The organism is Symbiobacterium turbinis, assembly GCF_055383075.1.
The window spans coordinates 3,445,984-3,465,132 of record NZ_AP042433.1 but is presented as its reverse complement, the minus strand read 5'-3'; the positions used below and the strand labels follow the sequence as shown (position 1 = coordinate 3,465,132).

19 protein-coding genes are annotated in these 19,149 nt (G+C 68.5%); 4 read left to right on the top strand and 15 right to left on the bottom strand.

Features of this window, described 5'->3' with window-relative positions; genetic code table 11:
* Nucleotides 1-6 precede the first annotated feature (6 nt).
* Complete coding sequence (locus tag ACZ45O_RS16755) at nucleotides 7-1,248, top strand: adenosylhomocysteinase (protein WP_464854556.1); 1,242 nt, start codon at nucleotides 7-9, stop codon at nucleotides 1,246-1,248.
* A gap of 54 nt (nucleotides 1,249-1,302) precedes the next feature.
* Here the strand turns inward: ACZ45O_RS16755 and ACZ45O_RS16750 are convergent, their stop codons facing one another.
* Nucleotides 1,303-2,574 carry an MFS transporter gene (locus ACZ45O_RS16750; protein ID WP_464854555.1) on the bottom strand — a complete coding sequence of 424 codons (1,272 nt, stop codon included), beginning with the start codon at nucleotides 2,572-2,574 and terminating at the stop codon, nucleotides 1,303-1,305.
* Nucleotides 2,575-2,789: 215 nt separating this feature from the next.
* On the opposite strand from ACZ45O_RS16750, the gene ACZ45O_RS16745 reads away from it, so the two are divergent.
* The gene (locus ACZ45O_RS16745; RefSeq protein ID WP_464854554.1) at nucleotides 2,790-3,767 is read left to right on the top strand and encodes a hypothetical protein; all 978 of its coding nucleotides are present in this window, start codon (nucleotides 2,790-2,792) and stop codon (nucleotides 3,765-3,767) included.
* A 56-nt stretch (nucleotides 3,768-3,823) separates the two neighbouring features.
* On the opposite strand, the gene ACZ45O_RS16740 is transcribed toward ACZ45O_RS16745, so the two are convergent.
* The 14 genes from ACZ45O_RS16740 to ACZ45O_RS16675 form a co-directional block, all read right to left on the bottom strand.
* The gene (locus tag ACZ45O_RS16740; protein WP_464854553.1) at nucleotides 3,824-4,375 is read right to left on the bottom strand and encodes a hypothetical protein; all 552 of its coding nucleotides are present in this window, start codon (nucleotides 4,373-4,375) and stop codon (nucleotides 3,824-3,826) included.
* A gap of 34 nt (nucleotides 4,376-4,409) precedes the next feature.
* On the bottom strand, nucleotides 4,410-5,405 hold the full coding sequence (gene floA, locus ACZ45O_RS16735) for a flotillin-like protein FloA (RefSeq protein ID WP_464854552.1): 996 nt from the start codon (nucleotides 5,403-5,405) through the stop codon (nucleotides 4,410-4,412).
* Nucleotides 5,406-5,433: 28 nt separating this feature from the next.
* Nucleotides 5,434-6,765 (bottom strand): NfeD family protein, encoded by a 1,332-nt coding sequence (locus ACZ45O_RS16730; RefSeq protein WP_464854551.1) that lies wholly within the window; start codon nucleotides 6,763-6,765, stop codon nucleotides 5,434-5,436.
* Nucleotides 6,766-6,781: 16 nt separating this feature from the next.
* A complete protein-coding gene (locus tag ACZ45O_RS16725; protein WP_464854550.1) occupies nucleotides 6,782-8,905 on the bottom strand; it encodes a molybdopterin oxidoreductase family protein in 2,124 nt (707 codons plus the stop codon).
* 32 nt (nucleotides 8,906-8,937) lie between these two features.
* Nucleotides 8,938-9,408, bottom strand: a complete 471-nt coding sequence (locus ACZ45O_RS16720) for an HAD family hydrolase (RefSeq protein WP_464854549.1) — start codon at nucleotides 9,406-9,408, stop codon at nucleotides 8,938-8,940.
* Nucleotides 9,409-9,435: 27 nt separating this feature from the next.
* Complete coding sequence (locus ACZ45O_RS16715) at nucleotides 9,436-10,413, bottom strand: molybdopterin-binding protein (protein ID WP_464854548.1); 978 nt, start codon at nucleotides 10,411-10,413, stop codon at nucleotides 9,436-9,438.
* A 14-nt stretch (nucleotides 10,414-10,427) separates the two neighbouring features.
* Nucleotides 10,428-11,012, bottom strand: a complete 585-nt coding sequence (locus ACZ45O_RS16710; RefSeq protein ID WP_464854546.1) for a 4Fe-4S dicluster domain-containing protein — start codon at nucleotides 11,010-11,012, stop codon at nucleotides 10,428-10,430.
* A gap of 104 nt (nucleotides 11,013-11,116) precedes the next feature.
* Complete coding sequence (ltrA, locus tag ACZ45O_RS16705) at nucleotides 11,117-12,406, bottom strand: group II intron reverse transcriptase/maturase (protein WP_464854544.1); 1,290 nt, start codon at nucleotides 12,404-12,406, stop codon at nucleotides 11,117-11,119.
* Nucleotides 12,407-12,991: 585 nt separating this feature from the next.
* Nucleotides 12,992-14,287, bottom strand: coding sequence for an IS110 family RNA-guided transposase (locus ACZ45O_RS16700; RefSeq protein WP_464846448.1), 1,296 nt, complete (start codon nucleotides 14,285-14,287; stop codon nucleotides 12,992-12,994).
* A 489-nt stretch (nucleotides 14,288-14,776) separates the two neighbouring features.
* On the bottom strand, nucleotides 14,777-15,226 hold the full coding sequence (locus tag ACZ45O_RS16695; protein WP_464854543.1) for a GatB/YqeY domain-containing protein: 450 nt from the start codon (nucleotides 15,224-15,226) through the stop codon (nucleotides 14,777-14,779).
* A gap of 21 nt (nucleotides 15,227-15,247) precedes the next feature.
* Entirely contained in the window at nucleotides 15,248-15,424 is a 177-nt protein-coding gene (gene rpsU, locus ACZ45O_RS16690; RefSeq protein WP_464854542.1) for a 30S ribosomal protein S21, read from the bottom strand.
* 86 nt (nucleotides 15,425-15,510) lie between these two features.
* Entirely contained in the window at nucleotides 15,511-15,855 is a 345-nt protein-coding gene (locus ACZ45O_RS16685; protein WP_464854541.1) for a histidine triad nucleotide-binding protein, read from the bottom strand.
* Nucleotides 15,856-15,958: 103 nt separating this feature from the next.
* Nucleotides 15,959-17,062 (bottom strand): D-alanine--D-alanine ligase family protein, encoded by a 1,104-nt coding sequence (locus tag ACZ45O_RS16680; RefSeq protein WP_464854540.1) that lies wholly within the window; start codon nucleotides 17,060-17,062, stop codon nucleotides 15,959-15,961.
* A 33-nt stretch (nucleotides 17,063-17,095) separates the two neighbouring features.
* Nucleotides 17,096-17,398 carry a hypothetical protein gene (locus ACZ45O_RS16675; RefSeq protein ID WP_464854539.1) on the bottom strand — a complete coding sequence of 101 codons (303 nt, stop codon included), beginning with the start codon at nucleotides 17,396-17,398 and terminating at the stop codon, nucleotides 17,096-17,098.
* Nucleotides 17,399-17,583: 185 nt separating this feature from the next.
* On the opposite strand from ACZ45O_RS16675, the gene ACZ45O_RS16670 reads away from it, so the two are divergent.
* Nucleotides 17,584-18,339, top strand: a complete 756-nt coding sequence (locus tag ACZ45O_RS16670) for a PIG-L deacetylase family protein (protein WP_464854538.1) — start codon at nucleotides 17,584-17,586, stop codon at nucleotides 18,337-18,339.
* Between the two features lie 12 nt (nucleotides 18,340-18,351).
* Nucleotides 18,352-19,146, top strand: coding sequence for a PIG-L deacetylase family protein (locus ACZ45O_RS16665; protein ID WP_464854537.1), 795 nt, complete (start codon nucleotides 18,352-18,354; stop codon nucleotides 19,144-19,146).
* Nucleotides 19,147-19,149 lie beyond the last annotated feature (3 nt).

Here is a 19,149-nt window from a genome sequence, read left to right as displayed (position 1 = left end):
GATCCGATGCAGAGCGTGATTGCAGACCCCTCGCTCGCCCCGCTGGGCCACCAGAAGATCGACTGGGTCGCGGCGCACTCCCCGGTGCTCAACCGGCTCTTCGAAGAGGTCCTGAACGACGGCAGCCTGAAGGGGCGCCGCATCGCCGTCGTGGTGCACCTGGAGGCCAAGACCGCCTACCTGGCCCTCTTGCTGCAAAAGGCCGGGGCGCATGTCATCGCCGCCAGCTCGAACCCCCACTCCACCCAGGATGCGGTCTGCGCCGCCCTGGTGGAGCGCGGCGTGCAGGTCTTCGCGCGGCACGGCGTGAGCCAGGCAGAGTTTGAGCGGGACCTGGAGCGGGTGCTCGAGGCGCGGCCGGAGTTCATCATCGACGACGGGGCCGAACTGGTGGGCCGGGCGGTCCGCAGGGGCGGCGAGATCCTGGCCGGCATCCGCGGCTCCTCCGAGGAGACCACCACCGGCGTGATGAAGCTGGAGGCCATGGCGGCGGAGGGCAGGCTCCCCTTCCCGGCCATCGCGGCCAACCACGCCGCGTGCAAGCACCTCTTCGACAACCGGTACGGAACCGGCCACTCCACCCTGGGAGCCATCATGTCCGCCACCAACCTCTTCCTCACCGGCAAGCGGGTGGTGGTGATGGGCTACGGCTGGGTCGGGCGCGGCGTGGCCCGCTACGCCGCGGGGCTGGGCGCCCGGGTGACCGTGACGGAGGTCGACCCCATCAAGGCCCTGGAGGCCTACGCCGACGGCTTCAGCGTGGCCAATTCGCTGGACGCCGCCGGCTACGGCGAGGTGTTCATCACCACCACCGGCTCGGTGCACGTGCTCAGGCAGGAGCACTTCGCCCGCATGCCCGACGGCGCCCTGGTGGCCAACGCCGGCCATTACGCCCACGAGATCGACCTGGAGTCCCTGTCCGCGATGGCCGTGGCCCGGCGGCAGGCGCGCCCCCACGTGGAGGAGTACGAGCTGATGGACGGCCGGCGCATCCACGTGATCGCCCGGGGCGAGCTGGTCAACATCGCCGCCGCCGACGGACACCCGGTGGAGATCATGGACCTGACCTTCGCCGTGCAGGCCCTCGCCTGCCACCACCTGGTCAACCATCACGGCGAGCTGGCGCCCGGGGTCCACCGGCTGCCTGCGGCGATCGACCGGCAGATCGCCGAGACCAAGCTGAAGACCCTGGGTGTGACGCTGGACGAACCCACCGCGGAGCAGGAAGCCTACACGAAGCAGTGGTAGATCAAGCGGCCCGGGGCTGCATCGGCAGCCCCGGGCCGCTTTGTGGCTGTTCGCTCAGTCCGCCGGCGCACCGGTGGTCCTCACGGCCCCCTGCGGCTCCGGCCGCAGGTTGAGGTATCCGTAGACCCCCGCCGCCAGGTAGGCCAGGGCATAGCCCAGCATGGTGTAACCCGCTCCGAAGCGGTCGGCCAGTGCGCCGGCCAACAGGTTGCCGGTGATCATGATCAGGGCGCTGACCGTGCCGAAGGAGCCGAAGATGCGGCCGCGGACGTTGTCTGGCACCAGGTCCGCGATGGCCACCTGAAGGCCGACGTTGATCGCTCCGCTGCCCAGGCCCAGGAGCAGGAGGAAGGCGGAGCTGGGGATCAGGCTCCGGGCCGCCACGGCTGCGGTAGCGGTGAACCAGACGTACCCGCAGCCGAGGCTGAACAGGTGGCGCCAGTGGATGCGGCCCCCGACGGCCCCGATCAGGAAAGCCCCCAGCACGGACGTGCCGCCGAAGCCCGCGAGCACGAATCCCATCTGCTCGGCCGCCAGCCCCAGCGTAACCGTGAAGAACGTCACCAGGAGCACGTTGCTGCCCGAGTCGCCCAGGTTGGCGATGCTGATGCCGGTCAGCAGATGGCGGAGGTTCGGGCGCTCCCGCACAACGGTCACGGCCTCCCGCAGATCCCGGACCAGCTTGGCCAGGGGAGAGAGAGCCGGGCGGGAACTGGCCTGCGCATCGGCCCGCACCGGCGCATCGCCCGGCGCGACCGCCGGCACCCGCATACCCGAATGCGCCAGGGCCGACACCAGGAACAGCCCGCCGTTGATGGCGAACACGCCGGCCGGCCCCACCAGCACGAGCAGGACTGCACCCAGTCCGTTGCCGAACAGCATGGCCAACCGCTGGGTCATGATGTTGAGGGAGCCCGCGGTGACCAGCTCCTCCCGCTTCACCAAGTTGGGCAGCAGGGCCGAACTGGCCGGGCTGAAGAAGGCCGTGGCCACGGCGGCGGCGAAGTCCAGCCCGATCAGGGCCAGCGGTTCGTGCACGAAGACCATGCTGAACATCAGGGCCGCCCGCACGATGTCGGCACAGACCATGATCACCTTGCGCGGCAGTCGGTCGGCCAGCGTTCCGGCCACGGGGCCGAGCAGCAGGGTGGGCACCATGTTGCCGACGATGACCAGCGAGGTGTAGAAGCCCAGCCGGTCCGGGTCCTGGCTGAAGAGCTTCACCAGGGCGAGCGTATTGAAGAAGTCGCCGATGTGGGAGGTCGCGCCGGCCAGCCAGAAAAGCAGGAAGTTGCGGTTGCGCAGCAGCGCCAGGTAACGGGTCACTCACCATCACTCCCCTGAAAGTGCCTGCCCCAAACTCTGGCTCCATCGTACCTGGAACCGGCACGGCGCAAATCGTACCTGCGGGGCGAAGGGCCATCGTACGTCAGTACGACGGCGATTCCGCCCGGAGGGCAGACTAGGCGCAGGGGGGTGTCGCTCTGGTCAACCTCTTTTCCGCTCACAGCCTGTCGGGGCCGCAGCTGACGCCGGCCTTGATGGCCCTGCAGGAGCACTCGGACCGGGCGGTGCTGAAAGGGCTCCTCCGCCTGGCGGACCTGGATGCGCCGGCCGACGCCGAGGCGGCCTTCTACTTCCCGGCGCCGGACGGGTCGCCGCGGGCCGGCGAGATCCACCTGGGCGACCGGCGCATCTGGATGGCTGCCCTCGCCCCCGGCGAGGAGCCGCCGGCCCTCCCGCCCGGGCCGGCAGAGCCCCTGATCATCAGCCCCGCCGTCCCGGCAGGCGGGAACGGGGAGCCCATACACCGGCTTTCCTGGGAGCGGCTGGACCGCTGGCTCGGCGAACTCGCCGATGGGTACGACGCGGACACCCGCACGGGCTTTCTGCTGCGCCAGTTCCGGGAGTACCTGCCCGAGGCCGGCATCACCTACTTCCGCGGCTTCGAAGCCGACGTGCTTGCCCGGGCGCCCCGGGCGTTCCGCGATCTCACCGAGTTCCACCGCCGGGTGGAAGAGCTGTTTGCGCAGATCGGGTCAGGGTTTGCCGCCGCCTGGCCCTTGCTCCGCACGGCCCGCCCCCAGGACGTGCTGGCGGGCTACTGGTTCCGGGACTACGCGGGCGCCGGGCAGGGCGAGGGCGACTTCGTGCGCATCGCACTGCACCTGGAGGCCGCTGAGCTGCAGATCGCCGTCTGGCTCTCGCCCGGCGGGGCTGCGCATGCGCGGCTGCAGGCCGCCCTGGCGGGGGACGGCGTGCTGCCCGAGGCCCTGGGCGCCCTGACGCCGCCGCCGGTGCTCCGGCTCTGGTCGGCGGCAGACGAACGGCAGGTGCCGGTGGGCAAGCTGGATCCTTCCCTCGCCGAGGCGGTGGACTGGGGGGCCTACACCGTGGCGGTGCAGATCGCCCGTCCTCTCGCAGATCTGGCCGGGGAGGGGCTGCCCGAGCGGCTCGCCGGGTGGACGGGCGCGCTGCTGGAAGCCCTGGCGCCGGTGCTCGCAGACGTGGTGCATTGACGAGCGGGCAGGGCCCGGCCTCTGTGGCCGGGCCCTGCCCGCGCATGCGCAGTACGCTATCCTCTTCCGTAAGGCCTGAGGGCCCTGGGCTTGCCCAGCACCTCGGCCAGCAGCACCGCCTGGGCCAGCCCCTCACGGCTGGCCAGCTGCGCCACCGCAGCCTGGCGCAGATCGCCGGCACGCCCGGGATCGGTTCCGGCGGCCGCGTCAGCGGCGGTCCCTTCGGCATCCGGCTCTTCCACCCGCAGCAGGGTGCTCAGGGGGGCAGAGCGTACGACCTCCGCCCGGACGCCCTCCCCGCGAACCCCCTCAGTGCTCAGGCCCTCAGAACCGAAGCCTTCGGACCTGATGCCTTCCGAGGCGATGCCCTCGGAGCCGATGGCTTCGGAGGCTGCGTCCGCCGTCGGCGCGGGGCCGCGGGCGGGACGGGGCCGGCTAGCCGGCTTGGGCCGGGAAGCCGCCGTCGGCCGCGAAGGCGGGGTCGGCCACTGGGGGATGCCCGTGCCGCGGGGCACAGGCCGGCCGCCGCGCGGGCGGCGCGTGGGCTTCCTTCCGCCCCCCATCTTCTCCTGCACCGTGGACCACGCGGTGCCTACGATCGCCAGCACAATCAGCCACAGCAGATCTTCCAGGGCACATCACCTACTTCTGGGTCTGACCGCCGCCGGGCTGGCCGCCGCGCTGACCGCCGCCCAGCGACTCCCGCATGGCGGTGTCGGCCTTGATGTTCTGCATCTGCAGGTACTCCATGACGCCGATCCTGCCCTCGCGCAGGGCCTGCGCCAGGGCCCGCGGCACCTCGGCCTCCGCCTCGACGACCTTCGCCCGCATGCGCTGGGTCTCCGCCCGCATCTCCTGCTCCTGGGCCACGGCCATCGCCCGCCGCTCCTCGGCCTTGGCCTGCGCCATCACCTTCTCCGCCTCGGCCTGGTCGGCCCGCAGGCGGGCGCCGATGTTGGCGCCGACGTCCACGTCAGCGATGTCGATGGAGACGATCTCGAACGCGGTGCCGGCGTCGAGCCCCTTGGCCAGGACGGTCTGGGAGATCATGTCCGGGTTCTCCAGAACCGCTTCATGGTTCTCCGCCGAGCCGATGGTGGTGACGATGCCCTCGCCGACGCGGGCGATGATCGTTTCCTCGCCGGCGCCGCCGACCAGCCGGTTGATGTCGGCCCGCACGGTCACCCGCGCCTTTGCCTTCAGCTCAATACCGTTCTTCGCGACGGCCGACACGACAGGCGTCTCGATGACCTTCGGGTTGACCGACATCTGCACCGCCTGGAGCACGTCGCGCCCGGCCAGGTCGATCGCCGCAGCCCGCTCGAAGACCAGGTCGATGCCGGCCCGCTGGGCGGCAATCAGGGCGTCGATCACCCGGTCCACGTTGCCGCCGGCCAGATAATGGGCCTCCAGCTTGTCGATGTCGATCTCCAGCCCCGCCTTCTCCGCCTTGATCAGGGCGTTCACGATGCGGTGGGGCGGCACCCGCCGCAGCTTCATGCCGATCATGTAGAAGATGCCCACACGCACGTCGGCCGCGGCGGCCGAAATCCAGAGACCTACGGGAACGAAGCTAAAGAAGAGGACGAGAAGCAGAATCACCAGAAAGGTGGGGATCAAGAAAGCAAACTCAGCCATGGGCAGACCTCCTCACACCTGTTCGAAATTATTTACCAATCGCCCGGACCACGATGCGGGTTCCTTCCACCCGGATGATCCGCACAGGCACGCCTGCGGAGATGAACTCCCCTTCAGAAACCACATCCAGCCGCTTGTCGTCGAAGACGGCCGTGCCGGCCGGACGGAGGACGGTCAGGCTCACGCCCTCCCGCCCCACCAGGCGGCTGCGGTCCTCCGCCTGGGCAGACCAGTCCCTGGCGGTGTCGGACAGCGTGAGCACCTTGCCCAGGCCCCGCTTGCTGACGGCCCGGATCAGGGCGAAGAGCACGAACGCCGAGGCGATGGTCGTCCACATGAGGTACCGCCAGGCCAGACCGGCCGACGGGGCCGCCAGGAAGATGGCCGCGCCGAAGGCCGCGATGCCCGCCAGCCCGAAGATGCCGAAGCCCGGCGTGAACAGCTCCACCGCCATTAGCACGAGGCCGCTGATGGCCAGGGCAATCTCCACCCAGCCGGCCGTGCCCACCAGCGTGTTGCCGAGGAAGAACAGGACGAGGCAGATGACACCCACGGCGGCCGGCCCGGTGAGGCCCGGCTGCATGAACTCGATGCCGAAGGCGATCACGCCCGCCACCAGCAGCAGGATGGCGACCCAGGGCGTCGTCAGAAACCGTCCGACCTGCTCCGAGAAGGTCCACCCCGGCTCCACGAGCTGGAACTCCGCGATGCCGGCCTGCTGGATGGCGTCGTTCAGGCTCTCGGCAATGCCGTTGGCATAGCCGATCTCCACCGCCTGCTGGTAGGGCAGCGTGAGAAGCACGTCTGTCTGCCCCGGGATGGGGTGGTCCTTGTCGACGAACGCCCGGGCGACGTCCGGATCCCGGTTCCGGGCGATTGCCGCCGAGGTGAAGTAGTTGACCACCACGGAGAGCGACTTGTAATCGGCCGTCTCGCCGGTGGCAAGGGTGCGCGGCTCCGCGGCGCCGATGACGGAGCCGGGGTGCATGTAGAGGTACTCGGCTGCCGTGGCGATCAGGGCGCCGGCCGAGATGGCGGCGTTTTCCACATAGGCGATGGTCTTCAGCTGGTTGGGGGGCGCCAGCAGGCGGTCCTTGATGCGTGCCGCGCTGTCCACGTAGCCGCCCGGCGTGTCCAGCACCACGGCGATGGCGACGGCGTCGGGATCCGCGCCCGCTTGTTCAAACACGCGGTCGACGAACTGGGCCAGCCCGGCATCGATAACCTGCCCGTTGTCGATGCGCACTACGTAGACTTTCCCGGGGCCGTCTGCGGCCAGGGCGCCGGGCGCCCCGACGAGCGTCAGAAACAGGCCCAGCAGCAGTACGAGGGCGGGCCAGAGGGCGTTTCGCTGGCGCATGGACTCTCACCTCCGCTTATCGTGGTGCGTCATCCGGCGGATCGGCCCGCTCCACCTCCACCAGGTTGGTGTGGAAGGAGGCGCCGCCTCCCATGTCGGCCGGCTGGTCCAGGGTCAGCACGTTGATGCCGGCGCCGTCCGGCATGTCCCTGGACCACCAGATGGAGGGCGAGATGGCGACGCCGGGCTGCGACCAGTCCCCGACCCGGGCCTGCAGCCGCACCGAGCCCCGGTCGTTGAAGACACGGACCCAGTCGCCGGTGCGGATGTTCCGGGCCTCGGCGTCCACCGGGTTCAGGAATATGGTGGGCGCGCCTTCCCGCTCCCGCATGCGGGGCAGGTTGGCGAACGTGCTGTTCAGGAAGTGGTGCGCCGCCGGCGTGATCAGGGCGATGGGGTAGCGGGCCGCCAGCTCGGGCGAGCCGTCGATGGACTCGGCCGGGGGCGTGTACTCCACCACCGGGTCCAGCCCCGCATCCGCCAGGGCCTGTGAGTAGAATTCCACCTTTCCCGACGGCGTCCCGAATCCTCCGTCCGCAAAGGGCGCCGCGGGGCGGCTGACCTTGATGAAACGCTCCCGCTTCAGCCGCTCCAGGGTGATCCCCTCCAGATAGGGGCTGCCGCCGGAGAGCGCCTGGCGGATCAGGTCCTCATCGCTGTCCCGGAAGCAGTCCTCCGTGAAGCCCATCGCCCGGGCCAGCCGGCGGAAGAGCTCGGTGTTGGGCACCGCCTCTCCCAGGGGCTCGATGACCGGCTCGTTGAGCTGCACGTAGAGGTGCCAGTAGGAGGTCATCAGGTCAGTATGCTCAAACTGCGTCGTGGCCGGCAGCACGATGTCGGCCCAGCGGCAGGTGTCGGTGAAGAGCTGCTCGTGGACCACCGTGAACAGGTCTTCACGGGATAGACCTGCGAGCACCTTCGATTGGTTCGGCACGACGCTCGCGGGATTCGAGTTGTAAACGAACAGCGCCTTGACCGGCGGGTCGTTCAGTTCAGTCAGGGCCTTGCCCAGTTCGATCATGTTGATGGCGCGCGGGGGCGGCGAGGGCAGCAGGTCCGGGCGCTCCAGGGCGTTCGAGTTGAGGCCGTAGGAGCTGGAGTTGGAGAGCAGGAAACCGCCGCCCCGATCCCGCCAGTGGCCGGTCAGGGCCGGAATCATGCAGATGGCCCGCACGCTGGAGCCGCCGTTGGTGTGGCGCTGCAGGCCGTAGCCCACCCGCAGCACCCCTGGGCGGCTCTCCCACCAGAGCCGGGCCAGCCGCTCGATCTCCCCGGCGCCGATGCCAGTCACGGCCGCGGCCCGCTCCGGGGGCCACTCGGCCACCTTCGCGCGCAGGTGCTCAAACCCCAGGGTGTGCTGCTCGATGTAGTCCCGGTCGAGCCAGCCCTCCCGCACCAGCACGTGCATGAGCCCCAGGGCCAGCGCCGCGTCGGTGCCCGGCCGTGGGGAAAGGTGCCAGTCGGCCTCCCGCGCCGCCTTGTAGCGGTAGGGATCGATAACCACCAGTCTGGCCCCCCGCCGGCGCGCCTCCTGGATGATCGGCCACTGGTGGGGGTTGGAAGACGTCACGTTGACGCCCCAGACCACGATCAGCCGGGCGTTTACCATATCCTCGGGATCGGGCCCCATGCGGTGGCCCGTCACCGACCGCACCGCCGCCGACCCGGCCGCGGAGCAGATGGTGCGCAGGAGCCGGCTGGCCCCCAACCGGTGGAAGAAGCGCCGGTCCATCGAGCCGTACTGCAGCACGCCGATCGTGCCCGCGTAGGAGTAGGGCAGAATCGCCTCTGCCCCGTGTTCCGCGATAATGGCGCGGAAGCGGTCGGCGATGGTCTCCAGGGCCTCCTCCCAGGAGATGCGCGCGAACTGCCCGGAGCCCTTCGGTCCGACGCGCTTCATGGGGTAGAGCACCCGATCGGGGCTGTACACCCGCTCTTCATAGTGGTTGGTCTTCACACAGAGAAAGCCCCGCGTCACAGGGTGGTCGGGGTCGCCCATCACCCGGACGGCCCGGCCGTCCTTCACGTGCACCAGCATGGAACAGGTATCCCAGCAGTCGTGGGGGCAGACCGCCCGCTTCACCACGACCCCATCTCCACCGTTCCGGCTTTCGGGTCTGGTCTCGCTCGGTGTGTGCACCGCAGGCCCTCCTCCTCAGAATGGCAGTTCCGCTAGATCCGCAGGGTCGCCGCCAGCCGGCCGGGGCGAAGCAGCAGGTCCAGGGCATCCTCCGGCGACCTCACCGCGACGTCCGCCTCCCGCAGCGTCGCCACGGCCGCGCCCTCCGCCTCCAGCACGCAGATCGAAAGCGCCGCCCGGGCCAGCATCAGCCGGTCGTTGGCCCCGTTGCCGACGGCCGCGACGGCGGCGGGGCCGAGCGATTCGACCAGCCGCTCCTTCGCCTCAGTCTGGCCGCCCTGGCCAATGACCTGGAGCGTCACGGGCAGCTCCGCCGTCTGAGCCCGGGCGCTGCCGAACGTGTCGGCCGTGATGACGTGCACCTGCAGGTGCGCCGCCAACGCCCGGATGCGCTCCGCCACGCCCGGCCGCAGGACCCCGTCCCTCGCCAGGGTGCCGTTGTAGTCCAGCACGAGGTGCTCCAGCCGCAGCGTCTCGCGGCCGGGGATCTGCAGTTCAAGCACCGGACTCGCCTCCTCCGTTGGCCTGCCCTACCTGGGCAGGAGCCCGCCGTGGCCCATGCGGACGAAGTCGGCCCTGCTCAGCCGCTCGCCCGCCAGGACCCGCGGCAGCACGTGGTCGAACACCGTCTCCTTCTCCCACATGACGGCCCCGGGAAGGCCCATCACGGGCACGTCGCCGAGGTACGCGAACATGAACATCGAACCCGGCAGGAAGGGCACGCCGTAGGTCACCACGTCGGCGCCCGCCTGGCGGATGGCCCCGGGCGTCGCGTCGTCGGGGTCCACCGACATCCCCCCGGTGCACAGCACCATCTGCGCGCCGGCAGCCACGGCCTCCCGGATCTTGGCGGCGGTCAGCTCCGCCTGGTCGTTGCTGTACGCCTTGTAGACCACCGGGCAGCCGAAGCGCCCGACCTTCTCCTCCACGACGGGCCCGAACTTGTCGGGGATCCGGCCCTTGTACACCTCGCTCCCGGTGATCACCAGGCCCACCGAAAGCGGCTTCAGGGGCTTCACCTCGATCCAGCGGCCCACGGCTTCCGCGCGCTGAATCTGCTCCTCGGCCACGAGCAGCGGCGTCACCTTGCAGCCGGCCACAATCGTGTCCGGCTCCACCAGCGTGGCGTCGCGCAGCGTGGCGATGGTGATGTCGCCGATGGCGTTGATGTCCTCCAGCCGGGCCGCGTCCACCCGCAGGAGCCCCCGGAAGGCGGCCTTCAGGCTGACCTTCCCCTCCGCAGGCGAGTCCCACCGCAATCCCCCGCCGGCGCCGGCCTCGGCCAGCCGCCGGGCCGCGTCCTCCTCGTGGAGCATGCCGGGCTGCGGCTCCCACACGTAGAGGTGCTCTTTGCCCATGGAAAGGAGCACCGGAATATCCTCAGGCTTGACAACCTGGCCCCGGCGGAACCGGGGCCCCTTTCCCTCCCCGGGAACGATGCGGGTCAGATCATGTGCGAACATCAGGCCCACGGCCTCTTCGGTGGGCACAATGCGAAGCTTGTACATCGAACTCCTCCCGGTCAGTTGCAGGGTTCAATGGCAATGGCAGGCGGGGTGCTCACGCAGACGTAGGCGCACAGGCCGCATCCGGTGCACAGGTCCCGCTCCACAACAGGCTTCCCGTTCACGAGCCGAAGCGCCTCGTCGGGGTAGGGACACCGCTGGTAGCACAGGTCGCAGATCGACCCCTGGAAGGCCCAGCAGCGGGACGGGTCGATGACCGCCGCGCCCATCCGCACCTGCCGGGGGTCGGCCACCGTGACCAGGGCCCCTGGCCCGCAGGCGGGCATGCACTGCCCGCAGAGGTCGCAGGCCTTCTGGACGGGATCGATGAAGGGGGTGCCCACGGCCGCGCCGGCGGACTCGGGCAGGAGCTGGATCGCCCCGCTGGGGCAGGCGCGGGCGCAGTCGCCGCAGCGCGTGCAGGTGAGCAGGAAGGCAGCCTCCGGCAGGGCGCCGGGCGGCCGCAGGTAGCGAACCCCCCCGGAGCCGCGGGTCGCCGCCTCGTCGGCCACCGCCTGCGCGGTCTCGGCAAACGCGCGCACGAGGCTCCGGAACCCCTCGCGGAAGAACGCGCGGCGGTCGCTCGGCTTGTCGGCTGACACGGCACACCCCTCCTCATTCCAGCAGCATCTAATTCACTATACCACGCCTGCCGCGCATTTCGCGACAATGGTCGAGTAGGAGGGGGCGGCTAGCCCCCGTCCTCTCACACCACCGGACATGCGGGTCCGCATCCGGCGGTTCGCCAGGATTGACGAGTCGCTTCATAGCATTCGGTCAGGCTTATCAGCCCCTGGGCACGCCAGTAGGCGTTGCCCAGGGCGCTGTTTAGTGGGCCACCTGCCATTCGCCACGGGCCTTTGCGGCTGTTGGCGAGTTGGTAGACTACCCATTCGGGCAAACCGAGGGCGCGCAACTCCCGAAAGCGCGTGCGTACACGCTTCCACTGCTTCCATACGCATGCTCGCAGCCGACGCTTCAGCCACCCTTCGAGTCTTTCAAAGGCTGACCTGGCATCGGAGAGCGCGTAGTACCCAACCCAGCCCCGCAAGTAAGCGTTCAGGCGTCGGATTCGGTCCTCCATACTCTCGCTGCGGTTGCGGTCCGTCAGCGTGCGAAGCTTGTCCTTCACGCGCTTCAGGCTCTTCGGTGCCAGCCGGATGCGCACTCCCCGGCGCTTGTAGAAGCTAAACCCGAGGAACTGCCGCTTCCATGGCCGGTCCACTGCGCTCTTCTCCTCGTTGACCTTCAGCCGTAACCGCTCCTGCAGGAAGTGGCGCACGCTCCTGTAGACCCGTTCTCCCGCCCGCTTGCTGCGGACGTAGATGTTGCAGTCATCGGCGTACCGGACGAAGTGGTGCCCGCGGCGCTCCAGCTCCTTGTCGAGGTCATCCAGCAGGATGTTCGCCAGCAGCGGGCTCAGCGGACCGCCCTGCGGCGTCCCTTCCTCCGTCGCCATGACTACCCCGTTCAGCATGACCCCAGCCTGTAAGTATCGCCGGATCAGCCGCAGCACTCGCTTGTCCGTTACCCGCCGTGCCACGCGGGCCATCAGCACGTCGTGGTTGACCCGGTCGAAGAACTTCTCCAGGTCCATGTCCACCACCCAGTCGTACCCTTCCTCCACGTACTGACGTGCCTTCCTGACCGCGTCATGACCCCGCCGCCCCGGCCGAAAGCCGTAGCTGGATTCGGAGAATGTCGGGTCAAAGATTGGCGTCAGTACTTGCAGGAGTGCCTGCTGGATCAGGCGGTCCATCACGGTGGGAATACCCAACATCCGCTTGCCGCCGCCCGGTTTCGGGATTTCGATCCGGCGGACTGGCTGCGGTCTGTAGGTCCCCCGGAGCAGTTCCTCACGGATGCGCTCCCACTCCGCGCGGATCTGGTCCCGCAGCCGTTCGGTGGGGACACCGTCCACGCCTGGGGCGCCTCCGTTCCGCTCCACCCGTTTCAGGGCGGCCAGCATGTTCTCCCTGGCCACCACCTGCTCCATCAGCTTGCCTTGCTCCCCGCGGGGTGACGCTCCGCCTTGTGCCGGCTGCCCACTCCGCCCTCTCGCCGTCCCTTGCGGCTTCACCGCTACCTCCGGCGAGCAGGCCCCGTGCGGGGTTTTCTGCGTTTGTCGCGGGCTGCTCGAACGCAACGGGTTCACCCCTCTCCTGACGTTCGGCCCTTCCCGGTCGGGGCGTCCCCCTGCCGGTACTATGGCCTATCTCGATGTTATGCACTCAAACTCTCTCAATCTCGCTGGTTCGCACCATTTCGCGTCCTGCCACTTGGCTCAGACACACCCATTGGACGAAAGACTCTGACTTCTGGTGCGAGACAAACGCGGGGTGGCAGAGAAGAGCCCCGTGCGACTCTTCAGACATGCCCTGTATGCTGCCGCCTGGACGGGTCCCACGTACTCCGCCCCCGGCCACCCTATCATGTCTCCCGGGGTCCTTGCCCTCAAAGTCCTTCGTCCTGCCTAAATGGGGGCGGGTGGGGCGCTAGTACTTTGCTGCAGGGTCATGCCCTTCCAGCCATAGTCGGCTTCCCCCACCCAAAGCGGCACATCTATCGGCACACCGCCCTCTCAGGCGGCGAGACCTAACTGCTCCGCCCGCCAGGCCCCCAAGGCCCTGGCCGGATCATAGCTACACTGCTTCCTGACCAGGGTGAACAGCACCCGCAACAGCTTGCACGCCAGCGCCACCAGGGCCTGCTTGCCCTTGAGCGGGTTCTGCTGGCGAGTCCTGAAGTGCTTGTACAGCGCTCGAAACTCCCGGTTCTTGGCGGCCGCCGTCATCGCCATCTGGTACAGCACGTGGCGCAGTCCAGGCCGGCCGCGCTTGCTGATGGGCGTCCGGCTGCGGTCCCGCTGCCCCGACGTGTTCTCTGTCAGGTTGTAGCCCGCCAGCTTGCGAAGTTGCCGCCAGTCCGCATACCGGCGCAGGTCGCCTACCTCGCCTAGGAAGGCAGCAGCGGTCACCACACCGACCCCAGGCACGCTCAGCAGGTACTGGGCGAGGCCCGTCTTCTCCAACGCCTCGGCCATTGCCGCCTCCGTCTCCGCCAACCGTTCCTTCCAAAAGATCACTTCTTGGAGGATCTGCCGCAGCTGAAGCCGGGCGGCGTCCAGCCCGTACGGCACCCCTATAGACCGCCGAGCCGCTTCCTGCAGGTCCTGGGCCCGCCGGAGCCCGACCCGCCGGTTGCTGGCAGCCCGGAGTTCCGCCGCCAGCTGAGTCACCGGCACCGCCAGCACGTCCTGTGGAAACGGCCGGTACTGCAGCACATACAGCGACGCCTGACCGAGCGGGTCGGCAAACACCTCCGTGTACTCCGGGAAGTACTCGTCCAGGAGCGCCTGCAGCTGGTTCAGGGCGGCGTTCAGCTTCCGCCGGTGTTGCTGCCGGGCCTGGGTTAGGATCCGCAGTTCTGCATAGACCCCGTCTGGCAGATACGGCACGGAGAACCGGCCTTGCAGGACCAACTGGGCGTTGAGCCAGGCGTCTTTACGGTCGTTCTTCGTGGGCGAGTTATCGTCCAGTTCCTTGCTCGCCTTGACATGGGCCGGGTTGACGATGACCACCGTGAAGCCCACCTGCTGGAGATACCACGCCAGCGGCTTCCAGTAGTGCCCGGTCGGTTCCATCCCCACCACCACGCGGGTAGCGCCAGCCTTCTCCTTCGCTCGTGCGATCTTTCCCAGTAGACGGTCGAACCCTTCCCTGCTATTCTGGAAATGGAAGGGGCTGCCCACGGGCACCTCGGTCACTCCGTCGACCACCCAGGCCCAGTGCTTCCGCTTGGCGATGTCGATACCGACCACCACCGTGGGTTCACCTCGGACCAGGGCCAATTTCCTGGCTCGCTGCTTCAATTGCATTGCGTTCCGTGACCTCCTGTTACGAGTGGTGATTACCTTTCACACCCTACCGTATCAGGAGGCCTTTACTTTTCTCAACGCCGTCCTACATCATTACAGGACTGCTTTGCTGACTTCTGCCGGTTCAGCCGGGCCTCTCGGCCCGGGTTACCAGCGTTGCTGGCGTTCCCGGCAGACCTCCCCGGGTAAGGACGCTGACCTTCGCCCCGCACCCGCCCCATCTACTGCACCGCCCTTTGGCAGCCTCGGGTTTTGCTGTGTCATGCCAGCTCACCCTAGCGGCACAGCCTCGTATGAGGTTCGTGTTCCTCGGGTCGTGGCTTTGCCTCCGGCTTCCTCCAGATTCCGCCTCGCGACGGACACCCTTGCCTTTGGCTAACGGGCTGATGCTGCCTCGCCCGTAGCGGACTTTCACCGCCAAGTCAGCGCCCATGCCGGGCGCACATGAAAGCCCCGGTGGATGGGTCCTCATCCACCGGGGCGCCCTTGCTACCCGAGTAACTCCCTGACGATCTGCTGAACCATCTTCCCATCCGCACGGCCACGGACCTGGGCCATCAGCGGGCCCATGACCTTGCCCATGTCGCGGGCGCTCTGCGCGCCCACCTGGGCGATGACCTTGCGTGCCAGGTCGCGCACCTCATCGGCGCTCAGCTGTTCCGGAAGGTACGCCGACAGGACGGCGATCTCGGCCTCAGCCCGCTCCACCAGATCCTGCCGGTTGCTCCGCTGGAAGTCAGCCAGCGAATCGCGGAGTTGCTTCACCTGTTTGGTAATGATGCCCAGGATCTCATCGTCGGAGAGGGGTGCTTGCTTCTCGATCTCAGCGTTCTTCACCGCTGCCCGCAGGAACCGAATGGTCTCGAGCCGCACCTTTCCGGCAGGGCCGGCCTTCATGGCCGCCTTCATGTCCTGGGTGAGACGTTCATTCAGGTTCATGGGCAGACAGCTCCTTTGGTACTAGCGGTACTTGCGCTTGCGAGCCGCCTCGCTCTTCTTCTTGCGCTTGACGCTAGGCTTTACGTAGTGTTCACGCCGACGTACTTCGGCGAACACACCGGCCCTCTGCAGCTGACGCTTGAAACGGCGAAGGGCGCTATCCAGCGACTCATTCTTGCCGATTTTGACCTCGGACATCCCGAATTTCCCTCCCCTCCGCTGGACCTGGGGGAAAAAGAACACGCTCCGCGATTATACCGCGGGGCAAAGCTTATGTCAATTCCTCAGGCCACCGGCCCGAGCGTACGACCGCCCAGCACGTGGAGGTGGATGTGGAAGACCTGCTGACCGGCGTCCCTGCCCACGTTGGTGACGACCCGATAGCCCGTCTCGGCCACGCCGGTCTCGCGAGCGACCGCGTGGACCGCCGCGAACAGCTTGCTCAGCAACTCGTCGTGTTCCGGACGGAAGTCGTCGATCGAGTCCAGGTGCTGCTTGGGAATCACCAGCACGTGGACGGGCGCCACCGGGTTGATGTCGCGGAAGGCCAGTATGTGCTCGTCTTCATAGACCTTGGTGGAAGGAATCTCGCCGGCTGCAATCTTGCAGAACAGGCAATCGTTGGCCATCGGTATCACTCCATCACGCTGTCACGCCGCGCAGGCGTACCTGCTTATTCTGGTCAGTCCCTGTCAAATTATTCTTCCCCGCGACCGGGAATTCCTCCACCGTTCAGACCGAGGTGGCATTTCGGTTCTTGTCAGCATGCCTCGCCAGAGCCAGTTCGATGAGCCGGTCGAGAAGCTCGCTGTACCCGATTCCCGAGGCCTCCCAGAGCTTGGGATACATCGAGATGTTGGTGAAGCCGGGAATGGTGTTCACCTCGTTGATGAAGATGCGGTTGGTTCCCCGCTCCAGGAAGAAGTCCACCCGGGCCATGCCGGAGCCGTCGATGGCCTTGAAGGCGACCACGGCCTGCCGCCGGAACTCCTCCATGAGGTCGTCGGGCAGGTCGGCCGGGATGCGGGTCTCCGAGGCGCCGCTGTAATACTTGTCCTGGTAATCGTAGAACTCCGCCGCGGGCAGCACCTCGCCCGCGACCGACGCGATGGGGTCGTCGTTGCCCAGCACGGCGACCTCGATCTCCCGGGCGTCGATGCCCTGCTCGACGATGATGCGCCGGTCGAAGCGGGCCGCCTCGGCGAGGGCCCGATCCAACTCCTCCGGCCGCTTCACCTTGGTGATGCCCACCGACGAGCCCAGGTTGGCAGGCTTCACGAAGAGCGGAAAGCCCGGGAGGTGCTCCGCGATGTCTGCCCTGACGGCCTCGGGCCGCAGCTCCCAGTCGCGCCGCAGGTAGACCCGGTAGGGGCCCACCTCGAGGCCGGCCTGCCGGAAGAGCGCCTTGGCCACCCCCTTGTCCATGGCCACGCTGGAAGCCAGCACGCCGCAGCCCACATAGGGTACGTTCGCCATCTCCAGCAGCCCCTGAATCGTGCCGTCTTCGCCGTATGTGCCGTGCAGCACGGGGAAGAAGACCACCGGCCCGTCGTGCTCCTGCGGCTTCACGGCCTCGGCGAGCGGGACCGGATCGGGATACGCGGGATCGCCCAGCAGCCCCACCGGGAACCCGCCGGCCGCCGTCACCCCCTCGGTCAGCGCACGCAGCGGGTCGCCCACCTGGAGCCAGCGGCCCTCCTTCGTGATGCCGACGGGGATCACCTCGTACTTGTTCCGGTCAAGGGCCTGCAGCACGTTGCGGGCCGACATCAGCGACACCTCGTGTTCGCCGGAACGGCCGCCGAAGAGCAGGTAGACACGGGTCTTTGCGCACATGGGAGCATCGCCTCTTTGTGTGGTGTAGTGGGGTCACTTGCCCTTCCGGCCATCGCCCGCGGCCTCCGCCGTGAGCGCGGCGCCGCAGTGAACGCACTGCATGGCCGGCGCGGGGCGGCCCAGGCGCTTTCCGCATTCAGGGCAGCGCCAGTCGTACCAGATAAAGCAGAAGTATGCGCCGCCGATGCCAATGGCCACTGCGGCCCGGGCCCAGGGGTTCCAGTCCTGCACGCCCAGCGCGAGGAACAGGAGCAGAACAGCCATGGTCGCCCACGTAGCCAGGATGCGCCGGTTGCGCAGCCGCCGGTAGGCCTGAAAGCGGGCTTGCTGCTCCACGAGAACACCTCCAGCTGTAGTTTCTCCAGCGCAACGGCCGCTCTCCTGTGTGTGCGGGCGTCACATTTGTGTGACGCTGGGGGACCGGGTTCCAGTTCCGGCGGCGGCAGCAAGCCGCTGCGTGAAACCCGGCCCGCCGGCGCATGCTACCCGGGAAGAGCTGTGAGAGGGGGGCCGTGAGCGCAGTGCAGCGACGTTCGGGGTCGCCCCTGCCCTGGCTGATCGCCGGCGGGGCAGTGGCGACGGCATGGCTGGTCTGGCGGCGGATGCAGCAGCCCTACTACCCCAGCGTGGCCCTGCAGGCCGGGCTGGAGATGGTGAGCCGCCGCTACCGGGTGCTGGCCATCGGGCCGCACCCGGGGGACCTGGAGTTCTTTTGCGGCGGCACCCTGCGGCTGCTCTCCCAGAACGGCAGCGCCGTCACCATGGCCGTGCTCTCGCGGGGCGAGCGTGCCGCCAACCGGGCCAACATCGATGAGATCCGCACCCGGGAGGCGGAGCAGGCCGCCGCCATGCTGAGGGCCGAACTGGTGCAGCTGGACCTGCCCGACGGCGAGATCCGCCCCGGCCCCGCGCTGGAGCGGGCGCTGGATGAGCTGTGGGTGCGCACCCGCCCTGAGCTGGTGCTGGCCTTCGACCCCAAGGGGCCGACGCCGCTGGGGCAGAACCCGGACCATGTGGCCCTGGGCGCCGCGGTGCTGGCCCGGGCGCGCAGTTCCATATGGCGGGGCGAGCGCATCTACTTCTACGCCGCGCGCCAGCCCAACGTGCTGGTAGACGTTACCGAGGTGCTTCAGGAGAAGCTGAACGCGGTAAAGGCGCACCGCAGCCAGTTCACCGGCCCGGACTGGGCCGCCGCCTACATCACCCGATACGCGAGCCGCCTCCACTCCGGGCGGGTGCCGGCCCTGTACACCGAAGCCTTCTACCGGCTGGTATGAGGAGGTGGCAACGTGCCCGACAAGGTGCAGGCCCGGCCCGACCGCACGCTCGCGGTGAAGCGGTTTCTGTTCTCCGGGTTCTACCGGGCGGGAAGCTGCCGCTGGGTTGAACGGGCGGCGGCCCGCTTGATGGCCCCGGATCACGCCGCGCTGGCAGCCGCCCTGGGCGAGCTGCTGGTCGGCACGCCCCGGCGGGTTCTCGCCCTCACCGCGCACCCCGATGACCTGGAGTTCTTCTGCGGCGGCACCCTCCGGCGCATGGCCCTGGCCGGGAGCCGCATCACCGCCGTGGTGCTCTCCGACGGCGAAAAGCGCGGCAACTGGCGGGAGCTGGCCGGCCAGCGGCAGGCGGAGCAGTGGCACGCGGCGCGCCTGCAGGGCTACGAGTCGGTCACCTTCCTCGGGCTGCCTGACTTCGGCCTGCCCGAGGACCCCCGGCTCGAGCGGGCGATCGCGCGCGTCTGGGACCACGCCGCGCCCGAGGTGGTCTTCGCCTTCGATCCGAAGGAACTGGTGCCCCAGATGGCCAACCGCGACCACAAAGCGCTGGGGCGCGCCGTCATGGACCTGGCACGGGCCCGGGTCTCCGGCGGGGCGCAAGTCTATTTCTACGGCACCCGCAGCCCGGACGTGCTGGTCGACATCGCGCCGGTCATCGCGGACAAGCTGCGGGCGGTGAAGGCGCACCAGAGCCAGATGGTCTACCTGGATGAGGCCGAGACCGACGGGGCCATCCGGCTGATGGGCCGCATCATGGCCGGCGGCTCGGGCCTTGCATACGCCGAGTGGCTCTTCCGGCTGATGTAGCGG

Bases quoted from the DNA above. Each gene is read 5' to 3' on its own strand.
- ACZ45O_RS16715 (WP_464854548.1), bottom strand. From the start codon at position 10,413: ATGTACAAGCTTCGCATTGTGCCCACCGAAGAGGCCGTGGGCCTGATG.
- ACZ45O_RS16730 (WP_464854551.1), bottom strand. From the start codon at position 6,765: ATGCGCCAGCGAAACGCCCTCTGGCCCGCCCTCGTACTGCTGCTGGGC.
- ACZ45O_RS16745 (WP_464854554.1), top strand. From the start codon at position 2,790: ATGGCCCTGCAGGAGCACTCGGACCGGGCGGTGCTGAAAGGGCTCCTC.
- rpsU (WP_464854542.1), bottom strand. From the start codon at position 15,424: ATGTCCGAGGTCAAAATCGGCAAGAATGAGTCGCTGGATAGCGCCCTT.
- ltrA (WP_464854544.1), bottom strand. From the start codon at position 12,406: ATGGAGCAGGTGGTGGCCAGGGAGAACATGCTGGCCGCCCTGAAACGG.
- ACZ45O_RS16755 (WP_464854556.1), top strand. From the start codon at position 7: ATGCAGAGCGTGATTGCAGACCCCTCGCTCGCCCCGCTGGGCCACCAG.
- floA (WP_464854552.1), bottom strand. From the start codon at position 5,405: ATGGCTGAGTTTGCTTTCTTGATCCCCACCTTTCTGGTGATTCTGCTT.
- ACZ45O_RS16700 (WP_464846448.1), bottom strand. From the start codon at position 14,287: ATGCAATTGAAGCAGCGAGCCAGGAAATTGGCCCTGGTCCGAGGTGAA.
- ACZ45O_RS16685 (WP_464854541.1), bottom strand. From the start codon at position 15,855: ATGGCCAACGATTGCCTGTTCTGCAAGATTGCAGCCGGCGAGATTCCT.
- ACZ45O_RS16695 (WP_464854543.1), bottom strand. From the start codon at position 15,226: ATGAACCTGAATGAACGTCTCACCCAGGACATGAAGGCGGCCATGAAG.
- ACZ45O_RS16680 (WP_464854540.1), bottom strand. From the start codon at position 17,062: ATGTGCGCAAAGACCCGTGTCTACCTGCTCTTCGGCGGCCGTTCCGGC.